The 19,318-nt window shown below is 34.2% G+C and carries 14 protein-coding genes and 1 tRNA gene; 10 read left to right on the top strand and 5 right to left on the bottom strand.

Going from position 1 to position 19,318, the window contains the following annotated elements; translation table 11 throughout:
• Positions 1 to 130: 130 nt before the first annotated feature.
• Positions 131 to 212 (bottom strand) — tRNA-Leu (locus HNP99_RS11720).
• 110 nt (positions 213 to 322) lie between these two features.
• On the opposite strand from HNP99_RS11720, the gene HNP99_RS11715 reads away from it, so the two are divergent.
• From HNP99_RS11715 to HNP99_RS11700, 4 genes are all read left to right on the top strand, one after another.
• Positions 323 to 1,714, top strand: coding sequence for a dipeptidase (locus HNP99_RS11715; protein WP_173853576.1), 1,392 nt, complete (start codon positions 323 to 325; stop codon positions 1,712 to 1,714).
• Positions 1,715 to 2,150: 436 nt separating this feature from the next.
• The gene (locus tag HNP99_RS11710) at positions 2,151 to 2,597 is read left to right on the top strand and encodes a toxin-antitoxin system YwqK family antitoxin (protein WP_173853575.1); all 447 of its coding nucleotides are present in this window, start codon (positions 2,151 to 2,153) and stop codon (positions 2,595 to 2,597) included.
• 562 nt (positions 2,598 to 3,159) lie between these two features.
• Positions 3,160 to 3,534 carry a BlaI/MecI/CopY family transcriptional regulator gene (locus tag HNP99_RS11705; protein ID WP_173853574.1) on the top strand — a complete coding sequence of 125 codons (375 nt, stop codon included), beginning with the start codon at positions 3,160 to 3,162 and terminating at the stop codon, positions 3,532 to 3,534.
• Positions 3,531 to 4,994 (top strand): M56 family metallopeptidase, encoded by a 1,464-nt coding sequence (locus HNP99_RS11700; RefSeq protein WP_173853573.1) that lies wholly within the window; start codon positions 3,531 to 3,533, stop codon positions 4,992 to 4,994. Before HNP99_RS11705 ends, HNP99_RS11700 begins: the two co-directional genes overlap by 4 nt.
• A 58-nt stretch (positions 4,995 to 5,052) precedes the next feature.
• On the opposite strand, the gene HNP99_RS11695 is transcribed toward HNP99_RS11700, so the two are convergent.
• The gene (locus HNP99_RS11695; RefSeq protein ID WP_173853572.1) at positions 5,053 to 6,423 is read right to left on the bottom strand and encodes a saccharopine dehydrogenase family protein; all 1,371 of its coding nucleotides are present in this window, start codon (positions 6,421 to 6,423) and stop codon (positions 5,053 to 5,055) included.
• 166 nt (positions 6,424 to 6,589) lie between these two features.
• On the opposite strand from HNP99_RS11695, the gene HNP99_RS11690 reads away from it, so the two are divergent.
• The 3 genes from HNP99_RS11690 (at position 6,590) to HNP99_RS11680 (ending at position 9,951) form a co-directional block, all read left to right on the top strand.
• Positions 6,590 to 6,976, top strand: coding sequence for a DUF423 domain-containing protein (locus HNP99_RS11690; RefSeq protein WP_173853571.1), 387 nt, complete (start codon positions 6,590 to 6,592; stop codon positions 6,974 to 6,976).
• Positions 6,977 to 7,055: 79 nt separating this feature from the next.
• Positions 7,056 to 8,657 (top strand): phosphoenolpyruvate carboxykinase (ATP), encoded by a 1,602-nt coding sequence (gene pckA / locus HNP99_RS11685; RefSeq protein ID WP_173853570.1) that lies wholly within the window; start codon positions 7,056 to 7,058, stop codon positions 8,655 to 8,657.
• A gap of 193 nt (positions 8,658 to 8,850) precedes the next feature.
• A complete protein-coding gene (locus HNP99_RS11680; protein WP_173853569.1) occupies positions 8,851 to 9,951 on the top strand; it encodes a DUF4407 domain-containing protein in 1,101 nt (366 codons plus the stop codon).
• Between the two features lie 63 nt (positions 9,952 to 10,014).
• Here HNP99_RS11680 and HNP99_RS11675 read toward each other — a convergent pair whose 3' ends face one another.
• Both HNP99_RS11675 and HNP99_RS11670 read right to left on the bottom strand, forming a co-directional pair.
• Positions 10,015 to 10,749, bottom strand: a complete 735-nt coding sequence (locus HNP99_RS11675) for a PH domain-containing protein (RefSeq protein ID WP_173853568.1) — start codon at positions 10,747 to 10,749, stop codon at positions 10,015 to 10,017.
• A 170-nt stretch (positions 10,750 to 10,919) separates the two neighbouring features.
• The gene (locus HNP99_RS11670) at positions 10,920 to 12,095 is read right to left on the bottom strand and encodes a glycosyltransferase (RefSeq protein WP_173853567.1); all 1,176 of its coding nucleotides are present in this window, start codon (positions 12,093 to 12,095) and stop codon (positions 10,920 to 10,922) included.
• Positions 12,096 to 12,235: 140 nt separating this feature from the next.
• Here HNP99_RS11670 and HNP99_RS11665 point away from each other — a divergent pair, with 140 nt between their 5' ends.
• From HNP99_RS11665 to HNP99_RS11655, 3 genes are read left to right on the top strand one after another with little or no spacing between them, the layout of a single operon-like run.
• Positions 12,236 to 15,328, top strand: coding sequence for a hypothetical protein (locus HNP99_RS11665; protein ID WP_173853566.1), 3,093 nt, complete (start codon positions 12,236 to 12,238; stop codon positions 15,326 to 15,328).
• Positions 15,325 to 16,560, top strand: a complete 1,236-nt coding sequence (locus HNP99_RS11660) for a hypothetical protein (RefSeq protein WP_173853565.1) — start codon at positions 15,325 to 15,327, stop codon at positions 16,558 to 16,560. Before HNP99_RS11665 ends, HNP99_RS11660 begins: the two co-directional genes overlap by 4 nt.
• Positions 16,547 to 18,100 carry a glycoside hydrolase family 2 TIM barrel-domain containing protein gene (locus tag HNP99_RS11655; protein ID WP_173853564.1) on the top strand — a complete coding sequence of 518 codons (1,554 nt, stop codon included), beginning with the start codon at positions 16,547 to 16,549 and terminating at the stop codon, positions 18,098 to 18,100. Before HNP99_RS11660 ends, HNP99_RS11655 begins: the two co-directional genes overlap by 14 nt.
• Here the strand turns inward: HNP99_RS11655 and HNP99_RS11650 are convergent.
• A complete protein-coding gene (locus HNP99_RS11650) occupies positions 18,097 to 19,275 on the bottom strand; it encodes a glycosyltransferase (protein WP_173853563.1) in 1,179 nt (392 codons plus the stop codon). The two genes, HNP99_RS11655 and HNP99_RS11650, sit on opposite strands and share 4 nt — an antisense overlap.
• Positions 19,276 to 19,318 lie beyond the last annotated feature (43 nt).

Raw genomic sequence — 19,318 nt, 5'->3', positions numbered from 1 at the left:
TAAACCCTATTTGATCGGTTTGTTGAAAGATTTCAAATCCATTCAAATTTAGGTGTTTTTTAAATTGTCGGGCAATAGTCGGGCAAATCTTAAAATAAAAAACCCCAACTATTTACTAGTCAGGGTTTTGTGCGGATAATAGGACTCGAACCTACACGCCTTGCGGCACCAGATCCTAAGTCTGGCATGTCTACCAATTTCACCATATCCGCGTAATTGTGGGTGCAAAGATAGACATAACTTTGAACTTTCAAAGCTTTTTTTTAAAAAAAATAATAATTCTATTTTTTGTACTTTTGGGTTTATAAAAATTAACAAATAAATGGAAAATATAAAGGCATACGTTCAAGAAAACAAAGACCGTTTTATCAATGAATTAATCGAATTATTAAAGATCCCATCAGTAAGTGCAGATACGGCTTACTCTCAGGATGTAATCGACACCTCGGAGGCAGTGAAAGCGAGCCTTGAAACAGCAGGATGTGATTTTGTTGAAATTTGCGAGACTGACGGATACCCTATTGTTTATGGAGAGAAAATGATTGATCCCGCCTTGCCTACCATCCTTGTTTACGGACATTATGATGTGCAACCCGCTGATCCAATCGAGCTGTGGACTTCTCCCCCATTTGAACCGGTTATTAAAACCACTGATATTCACCCAGAAGGAGCGATTTTTGCCCGTGGTGCTTGTGATGATAAAGGCCAAATGTACATGCACGTGAAAGCGTTTGAGTACATGATTAAAAACAACAACCTGCCGTGTAACGTAAAGTTCATGATTGAAGGGGAAGAAGAAGTAGGTAGTGTGAACCTGAAAACATTTGTAGAGAAAAACACCGAGAAGTTAAAGAATGATGTTATCTTGATTTCAGACACGGGAATGATCTCTAACCAGCAGCCGTCTATTACAACTGGTCTACGTGGTTTAAGTTATGTAGAAGTAGAAGTTACTGGTCCTAACCGTGATTTACACTCTGGATTGTATGGTGGTGCTGTGGCTAACCCAATCAATATTCTATCTAAAATGATTGCTTCGCTTCACGACGAAAACAACCATATTACGATTCCTGGTTTCTATGACAACGTAGAAGAATTATCACTAGAAGAAAGAGCAGAAATGGCCAAAGCGCCTTTTAGCCTAGAAAAATATAAAAATGCCTTGAAGCTAAACGATGTTTATGGCGAAAAAGGATACACTACAAACGAGAGAAACTCGATTAGACCTACGCTAGACGTAAACGGAATTTGGGGTGGTTACATAGGTGAAGGTGCTAAAACGGTAATTGCTAGTCAGGCTTTCGCCAAAATATCAATGCGTTTAGTTCCCAACCAAGACTGGGAAGAAATCACTGAACTGTTCACTAAACATTTTATGAGCATTGCTCCTGCTGGTGTTACTGTAAAAGTAAAACCACATCACGGTGGTCAAGGGTATGTGACGCCTATCGACAGCATAGGATACCAAGCAGCAAATATGGCCTACACAGAAACTTTTGGAACGCCTGCTATTCCGGTTCGTTCTGGAGGAAGTATTCCAATCGTTGCTTTATTCGAAAAAGAATTAAAAAGCAAAACCATATTAATGGGATTCGGCTTAGACAGTGACGCCATCCACTCACCAAACGAGCACTTCGGAATCTTCAATTACCTTAAAGGAATCGAAACAATCCCGTTGTTCTACAAATACTTCGTTGAGTTAAGTAAAAAGTAATTCCTTTCTAATCAAAAGGTAATTTTTTATCAAAATCAAAATCCGTTCAGCAATGAGCGGATTTTTTTTTGAGTATTTTTTTAAGTTGCTGAGTTTCTAAGCTCCAGAGTTGGAAAGGTTTCTGAGTTTCTAAGTATGAAATCCGTGATGATCCGCTTGATCCGTGTTATCCGTGTTATCCGTGTGCCAATTAGTAAAGTTTCAGAGCGGCAAAGTTACACAGCTTTAAAGTAAAAAATCCGTAACAATCCGCGGACTATACTCAAACCAAACACAAAAAAGTAATTTAAAAATCTGTTTCATCTGTGTTCCAATTCGCAAAGCGGTTCACACGATGCAATTCACAAACCACTACCCAACAAATAATTACAAAATAATTTGTTTTATTGAAATATAACTCTACATTTGTAGAGTAGTGTTTAATTATGTAGAACAAATGAAACAATTCTCTTTTCTTTTTATCATCATTATAAGTTTGAATTCATGCAAAGTAAGAACTAGCAATCAAACCATAAATAATAAACGAGAAGGGCGCTGGGTAGAACAATACACAATAGATAGCGCGCATTATAAATCAATTGGAACATATAAAAATGATGATCTCGTAAAAAAGTGGTGCTACTTTTTAAACGGTAAGCTAATAAAAAAAGAACGCTATCATAAAAAATATTGTAAAACCAAGCTCTTTTATGAAAACAGAAAAAAACAAGCCAGCGGAAAAACACATCTCGATCAAGGTACAAAGGAACTACATTGGTACTATTCTGGAAAATGGAAGTTTTACGATAACAATGGAACACTAACAACAGTTAGAATTTACAATAAAGGAGAGTTGGTTTCGGAGATTCTTAGCTGCAAAGATGCTAAGCTTCAAAGTAACTAAGCTTCAAAGTTTTTTTAAGCTGCAAAGATTCAGAGTTGCAGAGTTGCTAAGCGGCAGAGCTTCAAAGTTTAAAAAGAAAAAAAAATCCGTTATGATCCGCTTAATCCGCGTCATCCGTGTTCCAATTGGCAGAGAAGAGTTGCAGAGTTGCAAAGATTCAGAGCTGCAGAGTTGCTAAGCTGCAAAGTGGCAGAGTTTCAAAGTTTAAAAAGAAAAAAAATCCGTGATGATCCGCTTGATCCGTGTCATCCGTGTTCCAATTGGCTGAGAAGAGTTACTAAGCTGCAAAGTTTCTGAGTTTCTGGGTTGCTGAGTTACTAAGCTTCAAAGTTAAAAAGTAAAAAAATCCGCGATGATCCGCTTAATCCGTGTCATCCGTGTTCCAATTCTCAAAGTTTCTAAGCTTCAAAGTTACAAAGTAAAAAAATCCGTGGCAATCCGCGGACTATATACAAACACAACAAGAATAATTTAAAAATCCGTGATGATCCGTGTGCCAATTCGCAACACAAGTAACACAAACAAACTAACACAACATAAGTCAACAAAATAAAAAAGTACCATGCAACAACTTACAAACTCCGAAGAACAACTCATGGAACATTTATGGAAGCTCGAGAAAGCTTTTATGAAAGATTTACTAGAAGCGTTCCCGGAGCCTAAACCAAAAACAACTACTGTAGCAACTTTACTAAAACGCATGATCGATAAAGATTTTGTGGCTTACAATGAATTTGGCAACTCACGTGAATACTATCCGCTGGTTAAAAAAACCGACTATTTCTCTAAGCACGTCAATGGATTGATTAGTAGTTTTTTTAATAATTCGGCTTCGCAGTTTGCGTCGTTCTTTACAAAAGCAACCAATCTCTCTACAAAGGAGCTAGAAGAATTGAGACAGATCATTGATGGTGAAATCTTAAAAAAGAAAAAATGATAGCCTTTTTAATTAAATCGACCCTTTCGTTAGCCGTACTTTTAGCGGTGTACCATCTTGTTTTAGAGAAAGAAAAAATACACAGATTTAATCGCTTTTATCTGTTGTTTTGTTTGGCGTTTTCGTTTGCTGTTCCGTTTATTACTTTCGAAATAGCGCAAGAAGTCAGCAGTGCGGCAATCAAAAAACCGTTGGTATTTGCTTCTGAAGCGACAATGGTGGTTATAGAAGACGAGACCAATTACTGGCTGCTTGCCTTATGGATCAGCTACGGACTGCTTACTACTGCTCTTGCTTTTCGTTTTGCTAGTAATGTGGCTAAACTGCTTCACAAAAAAAGAAACAATCCCACGGTGGAATATAAAAATGCGGTGTTGGTTTTACTAGATGAGGAGATATTGCCACATACTTTTTTAAACTATATATTCATCAATAAAGATGCGTATCATTCGAGAAAAATTGAAGCCGAACTGTATGCACACGAACTCATTCATGTCACTCAAAAACACACTATTGATATTTTAGTAATCGAAATAATTCGCGTGTTTTTTTGGTTCAACCCATTATTCCTATTGTACAAAAAAGCAATCCAGCTCAATCATGAATTCCTAGCAGATGAGCAGGTTGTGAAAACCTATAACAATGTTCCGTTTTACCAGAATTTACTACTCTCTGTAGCTAACGCGAACCCAACTTATTACTTGGCCAGTAATTTAAACTATGCAGTAACTAAAAAAAGACTTATTATGATGACACAAAAAACCACAGCTACCAGAGCTATTTTAAAGAAAGGGATTGTAATTCCCGTATTGACAGCCTTACTATTTTCATTGTGCATAAAAACTGTAGCACAAGAAAGCACACAAAAAATGGCGACAGTAGACTATTCGACTTTATTTAAAAATTATTACATCAATACTAATTTCCAAATATTAGGTGAAGACGGTACGGTAGTCGCTACTAAAAAATACGCTGATTTGACCGATAAAGAAAAAGACGTTGTCCCTGCTTTGATTACGGGAAATATTAAAAACCCTAGTAAAGAGAAAATGGACGAAATACTGACAAAAGGGGGACCAGAGACGTATCAGGTAGATGTTTATAGCAAGAAAATAGGCGCTGAAAAAGCCGCTGGCTCTACATACAACATCGCTGAGCTATCAGAAAAACCAGAATTTCCTGGAGGTATGGTTGAGTTTTATAAATTCGTTGGTAAAAATTACACCATGTCTCCAGAAATGTCTAAAGAGAAAGTAAAAGGAAAAGTCTACATTACTTTTATGATTGAGAAAGACGGATCTTTGACTGATTACAAAATTTTAAGAGAAATAGGACACGGTACAGGAGAAGAAGCGATTCGTGTTTTGAAACTTTCTCCAAAATGGAATCCTGGTAAGTTGAATGATGTTGCTGTTAAAACAATGTACAGTTTACCCATTACTATAGCAACAGCACAATAAAATGTGTGAAAAACAAAATCCGCTTTGTGAAAAGTGGATTTGTTGTTTTATAAAAAGACTAACTAAAATCTTTATCGGGCTTGTACCCTAAATAAGGCATTGTTTCCTCTTTAAAAACAACACCATATTCCTCTAATTCTTTTAAAATAGGCAAATACACTTCTTTATTAATAGGAAGCTGTACCCCTGGAGTTTTTATTTTTCCGTTTAATATTTGTAATGTTGCCATAGCTACTGGTAATCCTACCGTTTTTGCCATAGCCGTATATGTTTGATCATCCCCTACGCAAACCATTTTAGAATCAATTTGCTTTTTTACACCATCAAGTTCATAACCAAACTTATGGTACATGACAATCATGTCTTTATCATCTTGCTCTAAGGTCCATTTGTCACTTAATATTTTTTCTAACATTTGTGCAGGTGTCGCATTTTTAAGACCCACAATTTTATTTTTATTGAACAAATCCAATTCTAATAATTTATCCCACATGATGTCATCTTGATCAATTTTTAAAATCAATCTGGTTTTAATCTCTACCGAATCTGTTGGGTGGTAAGGCAAAAACGAATTTACAAAATCTCGGTAACTCATCGTGTCTGAGTTTTCCATTTGGTAACTGTCATCAGTCATTCCTAATTGAACAAACATATTCCATGCTTTAGAAAAGCCAACTCTACGAATTGTCCCTCTATACAAAGTCAGTACTTTGTCTAGGCCATAAACCGAGCGGTATTTTAACGAATCTCGATTAGAATAAGCTTCAAAACGACCGTATCCTTCTACATCAAGAAACTCAGTTCGTCTAAACAAGTTGCAGTACGGAATGTATTTGTACGTTCCTTCCTGAACAAATTTAGCGGCACCACCTTGACCCGCTAATACAACATTACGCGGTGCCCAGGTAAATTTATAATTCCACAAATTAGTATCTGATTCTGGAGCCACTAACCCACCACAAAAAGATTCAAACAAAAGCATTTTTCCGCCCTTATCTCTAATCTCGTCAATCACTTTCATAGCACTCATGTGATCGATTCCTGGATCTAAACCTATTTCGTTCATGAAAACCAAATTATTCTCTTTTGCAGCAACGTCCAGCTCTTGCATAGCATCACTAACATACGAAGCAGTAACCAAGCTTTTTTTACATACAATACAATCTCTAGCAACTTCAATATGCAAATGCGCAGGCAACATACTGATTACAATATCCGCTTTGCTAATTGCATCATGTCTTTGATTAGTATCAAAAATATCTAGTGCAATTGCAGTAGCATTAGGATGATTGTTTGTTTTCTTTTTGGCTAGAGCCAAAGACAAATCGCCAATAACAAGATGTAAATTTTCCTTTTCAGATTTATTTAATAGATATTGTATTAATGAAGAGGCTGATCTTCCTGCACCAATTATTAAAATTTGTCTCATAATTTATATAAATATAACACAAACATACAAAATTGTTGTATTTATAACAACGCGCATTTGTTAAAACATTTTTTAATATTTAACAAATCTCTCTGTAAAGTATCACTAATAAATGTTTTAGATTCGTGAGATAAGGAATACTTTTGTATTTCATAAAATAATGATCATGAATAAAAAAATAATCACCACAGCAGCATTATTAGGAGCAATTGCAATAATTTTTGGGGCTTTTGGAGCACATGCTCTAAAAAAAGTTCTTGCTCCAGAGCAATTAATCACTTTTGAAACAGGGGTACGCTATCAAATGTACCATGCATTATTTTTGTTATTTATTGGTACCCTAACCACACTTTCAGAGAAAGCTAAAAAAACCATCCACAATTTAGTACTTATAGGTGTACTTTTATTCTCGGGTTCTATTTATTTATTAGCTACAAACGACCTTACTCCCTTTAATTTTAAAGTAATAGGTTTTGTTACACCAATAGGAGGAGCCTTGCTAATAGCGGCTTGGATAGTTTTGTTTTATCAAAATTGCAAGAAAAAGGTATAAAAATAGGAATATCAAATCGTATCTGAAATATAATATCTATTTTTGCAAATAATAAATTAAACCACTCAATTATAATTCCATGAATAATAACACACCGTTTACGAAATCGATTTCGCTAACTGACTTAGGAATCGAAAACGCAAAGATTCATTACCAATTATCAGCCAGCGAATTACAAGCAAAAACAATCGCACTAGGTCAAGGAGTAGAAAACTCTACAGGAGCACTAGCAATTAACACTGGTGAATTTACTGGACGCTCGCCGCAAGACCGTTTTATTGTAAAAGACAGTATTACAGAAAACCAAGTTTGGTGGGGAAAGGTCAACATTCCTTTCGATCCTGCTGCTTTTGACGCTTTATATAAAAAAGTTACGGCTTACTTGAGTAACAAAGAAATTTACGCTAGAGACTCTTATGTATGTGCTGACCCTAATTACCGCTTAAATGTGAGAGTGGTTACTGAAACTCCTTGGGCAAACCTGTTTTGCTACAATATGTTTTTGAGACCTGAAGAAAGCGAATTAGAAAACTTCAAGCCAGAATGGACTGTAATGTGCGTACCTAGCTTTATGGCTGATCCAGCTGTTGACGGAACACGTCAAGCTAATTTTGCCATCCTAGACTTTACTAAAAAAATTGTCTTAATTGGGGGAACTGGCTATACTGGAGAAGTAAAAAAAGGAATTTTTTCAGCATTAAACTTTATCCTTCCTGTAGACAAAAACACTTTACCAATGCACTGTAGTGCTAATGTAGGTGATGATGAAGACACTGCTATTTTCTTTGGATTATCCGGAACAGGAAAAACTACTTTATCTGCAGATCCAAAAAGAAAATTAATTGGAGATGACGAACACGGATGGACAAATGAAAACACAGTTTTCAATTTTGAAGGCGGATGTTACGCAAAAGTTGTAAATCTATCTGAAGAAAACGAACCAGACATATTTAGAGCTATTAAAAAAGGAGCTATCTTAGAAAATGTAATTTTTAAAGAAGGAACTAATGTAGTTGACTACGAGGATGTTTCTATCACGCCAAACACAAGAGTAAGTTACCCTATATTCCATATTGATAATATTCAACCAGGTTCTATTGGAAAAAACCCTAAGAACATCTTTTTCTTAACGGCAGATTCATTTGGAATCCTACCTCCTATTTCAAGATTAACTCCTGGTCAAGCTGCTTACCACTTTATCTCAGGATACACTGCAAAAGTAGCAGGAACAGAAGCTGGAGTGACTGAACCTCAGCCTAATTTCTCAGCTTGTTTTGGTGCGCCTTTCATGCCGTTACACCCTACGAGATATGCCGAAATGTTAAGCAAAAAAATCCAAGATGCCGATGTAAAAGTATGGTTAATCAACACGGGATGGACTGGTGGAGCTTATGGAACAGGTAGCCGAATGAAATTAAAATACACTCGTGCCATGATTACTGCAGCATTGAATGGAGAATTAAATGATGTAGAATATAAAAACCACGCCGTTTTTGGAATTGCAATTCCACAAGAATGTCCAAATGTTCCTAGCGAAATTTTAAATCCTAGAAACACTTGGGAAGACAAAGATTTATACGATAAAAAATCCGTTGAATTAGGTCAAAAATTTAAAGCTAATTTTGCTAAATTTGAAGAGTTTGCGAATGCCGAAATTATGGCAGGAGCACCTAACGCATAAGTTAATTATAATTCAGATTCTAAAAGAGCTGTTCCTTACGGAATGGCTCTTTTTTTGTTTAAAAAAGAGCTAATCAAAAACAAATCAGCAATTTAAAATAATAATAGTTTTTTTGGTCTTAAATTTGCATTGTCGTTTAACACCTTCTTTAGAGGAAACGAAACAATCAAATCATCAATCAAAACAATCTGTTATGTTAAAACAATTTTTCATTCTTTGCTCAGGAGCTGACAAAGATATTCTAGATGACTGCTCACAAGGAGAACAAACTAAATACGTAGGAATAGGCGCTACGGTGTTTTTTACCGCAGTTATGGCTTTAATTGCTAGTGCTTATGCCTTATTTACTGTTTTTGACAATGTGTACCCTGCCATAATTTTTGGGATTGTCTGGGCATTACTTATTTTTAATCTCGATCGTTTTATTGTTTCTACTATTCGAAAAAGAGATAAGATAGGAAGTGAATTTCTACAAGCAACTCCCCGAATTATATTAGCCGTTATTATTGCTATTGTTATCTCTAAACCTTTAGAAATTAAAATTTTTGAAAAAGAAATCAATACCGTGTTATTGAAAGAGAAAAACGCAATGGCTTTGCAGAATAAAAAAGAAGTGGCCAATTATTTTAAATCGGATGTAGATAAAAACAAAACCGAAATAGAAAAGCTCAAAGCAGAAATCACCAACAAAGAAAAAGAAGTAAATACGTACTACGAGACCTACATTGCAGAAGCTGAAGGTACATCAGGAACTAAAAAACTAGGTAAAGGCCCAGTTTTTAAAGAAAAAATTGCCAAACATGATTTGGCTAAAAAAGAATTAGACAGTTTGCAAAAGAATAATTTAGCAAAGATTGCTGTATTAGATAAAACAGCCACAACTCTACAAACAGATTTAGATAAAAAAGTAACCGAAACCCAACCTATAATTGATGGTTTTGACGGTTTAATGGCCCGAATAAATGCGTTAGATAAATTACCTTGGTTGCCTTCATTCTTTATTATGTTGTTATTTTTAGCGATTGAAACCTCTCCTATTATTGCAAAATTGCTTTCGCCAAAAGGAGAATATGATTTTAAAACTGAAGATATAGAAACTGCATTAAAAGCTACAATTACACAAAACAAATATCAAAGAGAATTATTAGTAAAAACTAGTGCCACAATGCATGACAAAGTGTATGAAGATATTGCACAAGACAAAAACCTCTATGATTTACAAAGAAAGAAAGCTACTGAACTACTAGAGTTACAAGCTCATAATTTTACCGAAAAACAAAAAAGAACATTATAAAACTAAAAAGGTCAAATGAGAAACATCATTTGACCTTTTTAGTTTATTTATAATAGCTAGGAGTTACATATAAGAAAGGATCTCCTTTTTATAAGTATCATACTCTCCCTGCAAAATAAGTCCGTTATCAAGGAGCTTTTTATAATTCTGTAATTTTCCAAAAAGTTCATCTTGTGATAATTCCCCTAATGCTTTTTCTTTACCTCCGTTTTCCTCTTCAACAACTGCGGCATCAGGAGTATTATAATGTGGTGTAGCTATTGGCATAATTTCTGAATAGTTAGTTACTTCTTCAGTTTCTACTTCTTCAATAACCTCTGCTTCTTCAACGATTTCTTGTTGCTCTTCAACTTGAATTTCTGGTTTTACCTCATCTACAACTACATTATTTTGAGCTACTGGAGATTTTAAAAAATCCATTTGCTCTTTTGCGTAAGTATATAATTTTCTAGCTTGCGTTTTCGGGATATAATCAATTGAAATTGTCAATTCACTTTTTGTAGAAAACGAAAACTCTGAACCAAGAATATTCTCTTTTACAAAAGCGGCCGCCACATCTTCCCAGTCATAATCAACAAAATCCATGGACAGTCCTAAATTTTTAGGTTTGCACAAAATAATTCGCTTACTAGTCAACACAATACTATCAGGAAACACTGTTATAGCTGGCTTTTTTTGAACTCCAATGTACCCAACCTCTTCGTTTTTCATTAATAAATCCTGCAATTTTGAAGTGATTTTTTCAATCGCTTTAGGATCTTGATCTTCGTTTAAGAATTTTTTAATTTGTTCTTTCATATTGTATTGCACTTGATTACACTGCTTTTTAAACAGCAACTATTACGACACAAAAGTAATACCTATTTACGATATATAGTGATGCCTATTTTATTTTTTAATTGATTTTATAAAAAAAAGATTATGCTCTAAAACATAATCTTTAATTAAACCTTTATTAAAACTATTTTTTACCTGTAGTGGATTGCTATATGTCCAATTTGGAATACAATTTTCAAAGAATCTTTAAATGACAATTTAGATCCATCAGCGTGAATCCATCTTTTTAAAGGCTGTTCACATACTATTTTTTTAGTTTCTTCATCTCCGTAGATTTTTTTCATTCGCATAAAAATCTCTACGTCAAATAACCATTTTGTAATAAACTTAGTTTGAAACGTATTTTCAATAACATCCTTACTCATTATTTTAGCACCACATTGGGTGTCATTAAACTCCATCCCGATTGTTTTTCGAATAATGAAGTTGATGATTTTACTAATGATTGCACGTGCAGATTCCTTAGTAATATCAGCTCCCATGCGCGCCATTCTAGAACCACTAACCACCTTGAATTTAGAATTAGAAATTGTTTTTACAAGATCATGAAAATCTTCAAAATCAGTAGATAAATCAGCATCTAGGAAACCTATATAATCAAATTGGTCTTGCTTAGCGAGGTGTAACATCCCGAGACGAACAGCCTCTGCTTTACCGCCATTTTTCTCACAATCATAGATACTAATATGATCCTCATGCCCTACTCTTAATTTTTCTAAAACTTTAAGTGTTTTATCTGTACTTCCATCATTTACAAAACACAAGTGGTAACCTAAATTAGAATTTATAAAGGCTTTGAACTCATTCCCTAACAATCGTAATTCTTCATTATAGCAAGGAATGACAACACCGATACAATCATTTTGAATAATCTGATTTTTTTTAGTGTTAGTGCTTATTTTGTCTCCACTTCCAATTAAACGTTTTACACGAGCACCAATTTCGCTTAAGCTCAAAGGCTTTTTCATATAATCATCTACACCAAGATCAAAACCTTTTACAATGATATCCTCATCTGTATTTCCAGACAAAATCATTACTGGTGTTGCATGACCTCTTACCTTTTTAACGTGTCTCGCTATTTCAAGTCCATTATAAGCCACCTGTAAATCCGTACCATTAGCATTCGTTTCATTGGAAAAGGGCATGTTGATATCTGCGATAACTAAATCAGGACTGTGCTGATCATACTTTTCAATACCATCAGAAATGGTGTTAGCAGAAATCACTTCGTAGCCTAAATCAAGAAGGCTTTTTTCTAAAGAAAGAATAACTAATTCTTGATCATCAATTATTAAAATTTTCATAACTCTACTATTTGGCATTTGGTTATAGTAAATATATTAAATCTGCTTTAAAAACCAAACAAAATATGACAGTTATTAGCTATGATTTATTTAATTAACAGTTTTATCATTACTTTTACAAAAACATCAATTTTCAATCATTGGCAAAAGAAAAATCAAATAAATATTTAATTGTAGCGCTACTTATTGGAGTTGTCTTTCATTCGAGTGCTATTTTCTTTACACTTGAGAGCACTTACGATGCGTTAATACACATGTTTTTTGCCAATCATTATGCAACAAGTTGGTTTGAACCCTGGAATTATAGCTGGTACACAGGATTTACCGTTATGGGATACCCACCGCTTGTTCATCAAGTAATTGGACTTTTATCTTTAATTGGGGGCCTAAAATTTGGTATGTTTACCGTGGCTATAATTGGTATTGTTTTATTTATAACCGGTGTATATCGCTACACTTTAATGATTACAGGGGATCGTACGGTAGCTGGATACGCATCAATTGTAGCTGTTTTTTCTTCATCATTTGTTGAAACACTCCATATTTTTGGACAATTACCTAGCATAATTGGTGTTTCGGTATTGATGCATTGCATGCCAGAGATCTATCTTTGGATAAAAACCGGAAAAATTAAATACCTTTTAAGGTCCTTTTCACTCTTAGCGGTAACAATAACTTCACACCATGTTACACCAATTTTTGGAATGATTTTTTTTATTTTTCCTTTGATTGGAACTGTAATTATGGATGTTTCTCGAGAACAAGTGAACTCCTATAAAGAGATAAAGTTTAAATTATTTCTGCAAACATTTTTTAAATTATTCAAACGAATTGTCACCTTTGGGGCTGGCTCATTATTTCTAATTATATTTTGTATTTTCCCATATTGGGTAAACTCAAAAGCAAACCCCATCACACAAGTCCCTATTCCGCATGGAAGTAGGGATAACTTTATTGAGGTTACCTCATCAGGGCTTATGTTTTTTGTGATTCCGTGGGGGATATTATTCTTTATTTTGCCGTATATATTGTACCGTTATTACAGTAAAAGATACATTTGTTTTGGGCTATCCATCTCTTTATTAATCGTTTTGGGAACGGGAGGAACAACACCTATCCCTTTAAAAGTTTTAGGCGAAACCGCTTTCAATATCTTAACACTTGACCGTTTTACGTTGTGGGCATCCATCATGAGTTTACCCATGTCAGGAGAATTTGTCTACCGCTTGATTGAAGGTGATTTAAAAACGGCTATTCAAAACCGTTTTGGGAATGTGTATCACCGTATTTTAGGGGCTTTGTTTGCAGGTTCTTTTTTGTTTTTTGCAGGTTTTACAATTACGCTGGGTTACTTTAGACCTTTTCAACCTCAAAAAATAAACACCTTACCGCTTGTTAATTTCTTAAATCAAGATCAGCACGATCAGTGGCGCTATTTACCACTAGGTTTTGGAGATCAAATGGCTACATTATCCTCGCAAACAAAAGCCAAAACAGTAGATGGTAATTACCATTCAGCACGAAGGCTACCCGAGTTAACTACCCGAGCTGTGGAGCGTTTAGAAAATTCAAAATTTAGAGGAATGGAAGGAATTGGCTCATTACAGCAATTCTTGACTGTACCGGAAAAATACAACCTGAAATATGTTTTTTCTAATGATAAATTTTATGACCCTATACTCTATTTTTGTGGTTGGCACCGCTTGTCATTACTAGAAAACGGAATCATGGTATGGGAAAAGCTAAATATTGCGCCACTCCCAAAAGTACTCCCCAAAGACGAAGTTCCTCTCTATCTAAAATTAATGTGGGGAATTATCCCAATCCTTACTGTGATAATTGCTTTTGTAATTAATATACAAAGTATTTTTTATAAAGCATTAAAATTAAAAGATGAGCCAAAACCTGATTTCTTCAAGTTTGCTGTGGCTTATAAAAAATTTCCGTTTAAGATTATCACTATTTTACACCTTTGGATTGTACTTTTATTAGGAATTATTGGGTATAGCACCTATGATTTTTACACGTACAACGCGACACAAATAAGTCCGAAGAACGTGATCAAAGCATACTATGATGCACTAGATTTTAAATTTTACGAAAAAGCACATTCTTTTATTGATCCTGAAAGCAAACTTTCTATTTCACAATTTATGCTCGAAACATCTGTTGCTGATGGGATTTTAAATTCTTATGCAAAACTTGATGCTATAGACATAGAAATCGCTGAGATCTCCGAAAACAGAGCCTCTCTTGTTGCTAAAACAAAATGGATTACGCCACTTGAAATAATTAAAAAAGACTTTTACCATGAGGTAATTAAACGAAAAGGAAAATGGTATATCTTGCCTCAAAAACTGCCTTTAGATATTCCGCCAGATCAGTTTTTACTAGACAATACTACTGAATATTTCAAACAAGGAAGGCGAAAAATAACCACGCAACAAACCTATCATGAAGACGTCTTAAAACAACCTGAATTGGAAATTTTATCGGCTAAATTGATTCATTATAAAAATGAATATATTATTATTGGTGAATTGCAAAACTTAGATAACAGTCCCGCTGATGTGGTTTTAAAATCTACCCTCTACAATAAATATGACAAATCACTAGCTACTTTTAATGCTAAAGACGCTATTAAACATAAAATATTACCCAAAGAAACAACTAGTTTTAGAGTGAATTTTGAAGAAATCGCTTGGTTAAATAAGGATGTAACACAGCCTACTACCTTTAATCCTAATGAATTTACGCCAAAAAACATTACCGAAACTCCGGCAAATTTTGACATCCAGTCAGCGGGTAATATTGCTATTACTGATTTTTATATTCAGGTAGCTTTATCTGATTTAACTATCGAAAACAACCACGTCAAGGGAACATTGTTCAATTATGGTATTCAAGAAGTCACTGTCCCTGAAATAATAATTTCGTATTATACTGATAAAAAAGAGCTATTGTATGTTGATAATTATTTTTTAAGAGAAGGAGTGCGTGTACAGCGCAAACAGTATTTTGATTATAAATTGCTTGATTTATCTCAGTGCCGAATCATACTATCATCATTAAAAAATTGTTTTGTTAATGGTTTACCCAATGAGGCTCTGGCCAAAACAATTCTTCCTAATCGAAATAAAGAGGTAGAGAAAGAACTGCTACAAAAAGTAGACGGAAAAGGATTTAGTTACATTAAAATCGAAATGAATAACTATATTGGTAATCCAAAATGATAAAGAAACTAACAACTGTATTGCTTCCATTAGTATTATTCTTTTTATTCGTTTTTGCTATTTCAAAAACAAATAATACAGAAGCAGCATTTATTTTGGATACATCCAAAAAAACATTTGTAGCAGGAAGCCCCATTTCATTACACTTTTCGACTACTTCTAAAACCGCAACAGCCGATTTATTTATTATTCATTCCTACGGAAAAACCATTTTGAAAGCCAAAAACAATAACGGAAAACTTGTATTTAATATTCCGCCCCTTTACTGTCTTAAAACCGGATTCGTAACTTGGTATTTGTTGCAGAATAATGAAAAAATAATCACAGGTGATTTTAGCATTCGCCCAAATGATGACACAGCTACGGTTCTAGAAAACTATTTAGGCCCAACAACTATCCTTACAGGGCAAGAACATTTTACAATGATGGTTGCCATTCCTACAGATAGTTATGACAACCCAAAAGAAGACAATACAACTGTTTTTATAAAAGATCAATTTCTTGAAAATGTAACGGTTACTACCAAAAAAACAGCTTCGTTTATTGCATGGAAAAACATTTATTCCAGAAACAAGTCAGGTAAAATGCTTGTTTCTACAGAATGTAATACTACAGGATCTAAAGAATTTGAAACCGAAATAACGCCATCACCAGCGACTAACTTTACTATTAATTTTAAAAGAAACCACGAATTTGCTGATGGCAACCAGATCACAAAATTAGAAACCTCAGTAATAAAAGACCAGTTTGGCAACCTTATTGGTGATGGAACCTTAGTTACTTTTCAAGTTACTACTAACAATAACAGCTTGTTAAAAACCTATGCTGCAACAATAAACGGAATTGCAATAGGACAATTATTGCATCCCGATCATCAGGATATCTATCGCGTAAAAGCTTACATCACTGGAATGGCTGAGAGCAAACCCATCCAGATTAGTTACAAACCATTGATTAGAACTTTTCCTTATGAATTTTATGAAAAGAATAGAAAAATTACCGTGGGTCCTCTTAAAAGTTTCATGAAACAAATTGTTCCTGACGGAATAAAAGTAGAGTTAAAAATATTTCATCACAAGGAATTAATAGAGACTAAAATTGCTGAAAGTTCTAAAGGTTATGCTAATTTTATTTTATTCCCTCCTTTTTACAAAGAAAAAGAATACCGCTTTGAAATCACAACGTTAGGAATAACTCGAAAAACCGAAATAAAAAAATATGAGACTAATTAACAATCGAAATATTTATAAAGGAGCATTCATTTTTTCCTTTATTCTAATTTGTATTTTCACACTATTGGGTTTGGCCAGAATTTTAGATTATTTAAATACTGGAGCAGATAGAAGCAGTATGCTACATCTAGAAACCGAAAGTGAAGATATTTATTTACCTAAAATAAACTGGACCAATCTTGTTAATCCGGCGCGGGTAATGGAAAAAAACACGCTAGGAAAACTAGAGCGCGATTACTTGTTTTCATGGTATGTAAAAAATAATGCCTTAGAGAATAACACTTCAAAAGGCATTGATGATTACTATACTCAAAATACGCGTGAGAACTTATACCGCACTATTAAATACAATAAATCTCATGAAATATCTATTGAGAACACGACTATCAAACATTTTCCTGATTTAGAATTTTACAGTGAAGATGGGCAGTTAGTTGTATTTAAAGATAGAAATGTAGTTGAGTATCAAAAAATCTATCAAAACAAAACGTTACTTACCACTATTCAAGATACGGCGACCTATAAGGTGATGATGTTGCTTGAAGATGGTTTTTGGCGTGTGCGTCATTTAGAGAAAATGAAATCCGAGGCATTTGCAAAAGACACGGTAAAACCACACCCCATTTATACAGTTAAAAAAAATCAAATCTTACAAAATAACATTCCTTATACCATTAAAGGAATTAATTATTACCCTAAAAACTCTGCTTGGGATACCTTTGGTGATTTGTTTAATAAAGACACAATTGCGCAAGATTTTGATATTATAAAAAAATCAAATCTAAACACGGTTCGCGTTTTTATCCAGTATGGTGATTTTGGAAAAGCAAAATTGATTCCGCAGAAAATGGAAAGGCTAAAAGTACTTTTAGATTTGGCTGAAGCCAAGAAATTAGCCGTAATCGTTACATTATTTGATTTTTACAGTGATTATTCTATTAACAGCTGGACCTTGACGCACCGTCATGCCGAACAAATTGTTACTTCTTTTAAAGACCATAAAGCAATACTCGCATGGGATATAAAAAACGAACCGAATTTAGATTTTGAAAACAGAGGAAAAGACAATGTTTTGAGTTGGCTAGATCACATGGTAACAGTTATAAAAGAAAATGACCCCAATCATTTAATAACTATTGGTTGGTCAAACTCTGTTGAAGCGACACACCTTGCCGACAAAATGGATTTTATATCCTACCATTTTTATAATGACATGGTACATTTAGAATACGAGACAGATAAATTAGTAAGAACTACTAAAAAACCAGTAGTGATCGAAGAGTTTGGCGTTCCCTCTTACGGCGGAATGTGGAATTTTTGGGAAGGAAGTGATAAAAAACAAGCCGAATACCATCGAAAAATACAAGCGTACTTTAAGAAAAACAATTATTCATTTATGTCTTGGACGTTATATGATTTTCCTCATGTGCCAGATCAAGTAGCGGGAAGATGGCCTTGGCAGAAAATGCGACAAAAAAAATTCGGGTTTATTGATGACAAAGGCAACAACAAACCCGCATTTAAATACATCTCAAATTAAGATTTTGATTGGATAATTTTCTTAAAAGTGTCCATATACATTTCTGTAATTTTGTCCATTGACAAAGCACTCGCAGCCTTATAGTTTTGCATTGCAATTGCTTTGCGATTAACATCGTTATTGATAATTTTTTCGAGTGCTTGCGCTAAAGATTCGGCGCTTTCAGGATCAAAGAATTCTCCTCTATACCCCTCTTCCTCCACTAATAAAGCCAAGTCACCTAAATCTGGCATCACTACCGCTTTACCATAACTACCCGCTTGGTGTAAAACTCCTGAACTACCTGTGGTTGAAGTATATGGGAAGGCAACTACGGTACTTTCTCCAAAGATAACGGGAACATCTTTTTCCTCTACATATCCTGTAAATCTAATTCCTTCCACCTCTTTATATTTCTCCTTTACTCCCGCAAGATATCCAGGTGTATTAGGACTATCTGTTCCTGCAATAACTACTTCTATTTTCTCAGTGCTTCGTTTTCTTATTAAAATAGCAGCTTCAATGAGAATCTCTACTTTTTTATAGGTACCAAACTTACCAAAAGCCATAATTTGTTTTGGCCCTGGAGCCAACTCAAATGAAGGTTCATCGATACTATCAAACGTTCCATGCGGAATCACTTTTACATTTTTAACCTTGTATTTTTTCTCTAATACTTCTACGTATTTATTGATTGTAACCGCAACAACATCTGACCTTAATATAAAACGGGTTAATGTGGTTCCAACAAAATTATAGAATTTTTGAGCTAATTTATTATCTGTAAAACCGGCACTTTCTAAATCTACTTGTTCTAAGATATTGTGTAATAAAGATACTGTGGGCACATTATTATTGCGTAAAACCATTGGAATCATCAAGCCTAAAGCCGCAGGAACTTTCTTATCACCAAATTTCATAAATTGAAGATTGATCAAAACCGCATCTGGTTTTTCCTGACGTATTGCCGCGCTAATAGACATAATATTAGTGTAACTATTAAAGGACCAACATTCATTGACTTTTACTTTATTACTATTTTCAAAATCAAGTTGTTTGGGCTCGTCTGTTTTGTCACACAGCAAGACAACTTCTGAAACATCATTTTTTTGAGCAAAATTCTTTACTAAATGGTATCCATACTCATTTAAAGTAACTTTACTTGGCGGAAAGGCAGTGATTACAGCAATTTTCATCTTAATATAGATTTGGTTTGGAACTTAATTAGCAACATTAATT

It is taken from the genome of Flavobacterium gelidicaeli, assembly GCF_013294005.1.
Lineage (GTDB): Bacteria > Bacteroidota > Bacteroidia > Flavobacteriales > Flavobacteriaceae > Flavobacterium.
The sequence above is the reverse complement of the archived record's forward strand: the minus strand, read 5'-3'. Positions and strand labels throughout refer to the sequence as shown.

Excerpts from the sequence above, each read along its gene's own strand:
- HNP99_RS11675 (WP_173853568.1), bottom strand. The coding sequence starts at position 10,749 with ATGAAAGAACAAATTAAAAAATTCTTAAACGAAGATCAAGATCCTAAA.
- HNP99_RS11670 (WP_173853567.1), bottom strand. The coding sequence starts at position 12,095 with ATGAAAATTTTAATAATTGATGATCAAGAATTAGTTATTCTTTCTTTA.
- HNP99_RS11650 (WP_173853563.1), bottom strand. The coding sequence starts at position 19,275 with ATGAAAATTGCTGTAATCACTGCCTTTCCGCCAAGTAAAGTTACTTTA.
- HNP99_RS11690 (WP_173853571.1), top strand. The coding sequence starts at position 6,590 with ATGAATAAAAAAATAATCACCACAGCAGCATTATTAGGAGCAATTGCA.
- HNP99_RS11660 (WP_173853565.1), top strand. The coding sequence starts at position 15,325 with ATGATAAAGAAACTAACAACTGTATTGCTTCCATTAGTATTATTCTTT.
- HNP99_RS11710 (WP_173853575.1), top strand. The coding sequence starts at position 2,151 with ATGAAACAATTCTCTTTTCTTTTTATCATCATTATAAGTTTGAATTCA.
- HNP99_RS11715 (WP_173853576.1), top strand. The coding sequence starts at position 323 with ATGGAAAATATAAAGGCATACGTTCAAGAAAACAAAGACCGTTTTATC.
- HNP99_RS11705 (WP_173853574.1), top strand. The coding sequence starts at position 3,160 with ATGCAACAACTTACAAACTCCGAAGAACAACTCATGGAACATTTATGG.
- pckA (WP_173853570.1), top strand. The coding sequence starts at position 7,056 with ATGAATAATAACACACCGTTTACGAAATCGATTTCGCTAACTGACTTA.
- HNP99_RS11655 (WP_173853564.1), top strand. The coding sequence starts at position 16,547 with ATGAGACTAATTAACAATCGAAATATTTATAAAGGAGCATTCATTTTT.
- HNP99_RS11700 (WP_173853573.1), top strand. The coding sequence starts at position 3,531 with ATGATAGCCTTTTTAATTAAATCGACCCTTTCGTTAGCCGTACTTTTA.
- HNP99_RS11680 (WP_173853569.1), top strand. The coding sequence starts at position 8,851 with ATGTTAAAACAATTTTTCATTCTTTGCTCAGGAGCTGACAAAGATATT.
- HNP99_RS11695 (WP_173853572.1), bottom strand. The coding sequence starts at position 6,423 with ATGAGACAAATTTTAATAATTGGTGCAGGAAGATCAGCCTCTTCATTA.